Annotated in this window: 2 protein-coding genes; one reads left to right on the plus strand and one right to left on the minus strand. The window is 70.8% G+C overall.

Annotation, left to right across the window (positions count from 1 at the left end):
- The coding region (locus ACIRDX_RS22640) for an alpha/beta hydrolase (protein ID WP_396627677.1) at window positions 1-1,535 on the minus strand (1,535 nt) is incomplete at its 3' end.
- A 124-nt stretch (window positions 1,536-1,659) separates the two neighbouring features.
- Here ACIRDX_RS22640 and ACIRDX_RS22645 point away from each other — a divergent pair.
- Window positions 1,660-2,718: sulfatase-like hydrolase/transferase (locus tag ACIRDX_RS22645; RefSeq protein ID WP_396627678.1), on the plus strand; the 1,059-nt coding region annotated here is incomplete at its 3' end.

Raw genomic sequence — 2,718 nt, forward strand, 5'->3', positions numbered from 1 at the left:
GCCCCCGTCAGCAACTGGACCTGCTGCGTCAGCACGGGCCAGAAGGGGTTGGCGCGGATGCGGCCCAGCGCGCCGAGGGGCAGCACGATGGCGCCCTCCTCGCCGCGCACGCGCCAGCTGCCGATCGACGCGATGCCGTTGGCGCCAGAGCCCTCCTCGTAGCCGTACAGCGGGTCGTTCGGCGGGAAGGGCACCGACACATGGCCGACCGACACCAGGTGCAAGGGCCAGCTCAGGCCGGGCGTGGTCACCACGGGATCGCGCCGCCCCGGCGCGTACTCACGCACCTCGATCTCCTCGGTGGTGCGCGAGCGGTTGGTGAGCAGCACCAGCGTGTGGCCGCGCGTGCCGTTCGCGTAGCCGTCGACCACCGACTTCACGAGCGCGTCCGACGCGGGCCGGCGCACGATGTCGTACTTCCAGTGGCGGTTCAGGTCGAACAGCACCAGCCGATGCTGCGCGCCCTTCAAGCGCCCGAACACCGTCGTCGACACGCCGTAGGCGCCGGTCGTGGAATCGATCGCCGACTGGAAGGCGACGATGGAGGGGAGCTGGGTGAGGCGGCCGGCCTGCTCGGCGGCGAGGAGCTGGCGCTGCAGGTGGCGCGTCGCCTTGAACACCTGCCGCGAGGCGTTCACCGGGAACGACACGAACTTGTACGGGTCGTACTCGGGGCCGATCGACTGCCAGTTCACCTTCTCGAAGGCCTTGATCGGCAGCATGGCGAACAGGTCGAGGATGGGCGTGAGGGCCGCGGCCGGCGTGAGTTCGATGGCGGCCGAGAACAGCAGCACGCGCGTCGGCGTGCGCAGCGACGTGTCGGCGCCCGGCGTGATGCGGTCGAGGGCGTAGGTCATCGCCAGCGAGCCACCGGTGGAGTAGCCCGCGAGGTAGAAGGGCAGGTCCTTGGGCAGGCGCGTGCTGATGTCGCGCGCGGCGAGGTGCATCGCGGCGACCCAGTCGTCGTACTCCATGTGCACCATGCCGCTCGGCAGCGTGCCGTGGCCGGGCAGGCGGAGGATGGTCACCTCGAAGCCCTGGGCGAGCAGCAGGTCGCCGAGGTTCTGCATCGAGTAGGGGCCGTCGCTCAGGCCGTGGATCAGCAGCGCCGCGCCCTTGAGCGGCCCGGCGGGCGTGCGTCGCGTGGTGCGGTTGTACGGCTGATCGCCGGCGAGGCGGCGTCCGAGGCCCTGCGGGTCGTAGCGGCTGCCCGCGAAGTAGGCGCGGTCCTTCGGCATGGCGGCGACTGCCTGCGCCATCTCCTCGAACAGCTTCGCCTCCTTCGCCTGGTAGCCGGCGAAGTCCATGCCCGGGGCATCGAACTCGGTGAACTCGCCCGTCAGTCGCGTGGTGTGCCAGGGCTCCACCTCGGGCAGCATCAGCACGGCGTAGGCGGCAAAGCCGGCCGCCACGGCGAACACGACGAGCAGCGCGAGCAACGCGGCGCGGAACATCCAGCGGCCGGTGAAGCGCGCGGTGCCGCGAATGAGGCGTGCGGCGAGAGGTGAGGGCGGCGAGGGTGGTGTCTGCGGCATATCGGCGACAGGGGGAGCGAGCGGTCTTGGACCGGTCCGCTGTAGATTTCCACTCACGGAAGAAGTGCCGTCGCAGTATGCCCCGTCGGTGCGACCGGGCGCGACTGGCCGAAGGGGAGCGGGCATGACCTGGCGGGCCCTCGTGGGAATCGCGTGCGCGTGGTGGACGGTCGTCGGGATGTCTGCCAGCGCGCAGGAGGCGGGGCGCGCGGCGCGGCCGAACGTGGTGCTCGTGATCACTGACGACCTCGGGTGGGCCGATCTGTCGTCCTACGGCGCGATCGACGTGCGCACGCCGAACATCGACAGCCTGGCGCGCGACGGCGTGCGATTCGCGCAGTTCTACTCGGTGGGCGTGCTGTGCTCACCGACGCGGGCGGGGCTCATCTCGGGGCGCTACCAGCAGCGGTACGGCATCGAGACGGCGCTCTCGCGGCCCTCGGCAAAGGGCAGCGACATCGGCCTGCCGGCCACCGGGCGGTCCCTGCCGCAACTGCTGGCCGATGGCGGCTATGCGACGGGCCTGGTGGGCAAATGGCACCTCGGGTATGCGGCCAAGCACGGACCGTTGGCCCACGGGTTCGGCTACTTCTTCGGGCTCAAGAGCGGGTATCACGACTACTACACGCACGACGGCAACGAGATGACGCCCGACCTGTGGGAGGGTGAGTCCCCTGGGGCCGCCGGTGCGGCGACGGGCGTCGAGCGGCAGGTGCGCGTGAAGGGCTACACCACCGACCTGCTGACGCAGCGGGCGGTGGCGTTCATCGAGCGGCATGCGTCGCGCCCGTTCTTCCTCGAGGTCGCCTACAACGCGCCGCACTGGCCGTACCAGCCGCCTGACAAGCCGTCTGTCGCCGTCGATCGCGCGCGACACGTGATGCCGGGTGAGGAGGTCGAGAGCACCCGCGCCGACTACGTGGCGATGGTCGAGCGCGTCGATCGCGGCGTGGGCGACTTGCTGCGCACGCTCGACCGGCTCGACCTCGCGCGCAACACGCTGGTCATCTTCACCAACGACAACGGCGGCGAGTGGCTGTCCGACAACGGGCCGCTCTTCAACCGCAAGTGGACGGTGTGGGAGGGCGGCATCCGCGTGCCGCTGCTGGTGCGATGGCCGGGGCGCGTCGAGTCGGGCGTGATGGCGACGCAGGTGGGGCACACGCTCGACCTCACGGCCTCG

Source organism: Luteitalea sp. (assembly GCF_044337415.1).
Taxonomy (GTDB): Bacteria; Acidobacteriota; Vicinamibacteria; order Vicinamibacterales; family Vicinamibacteraceae; genus Luteitalea.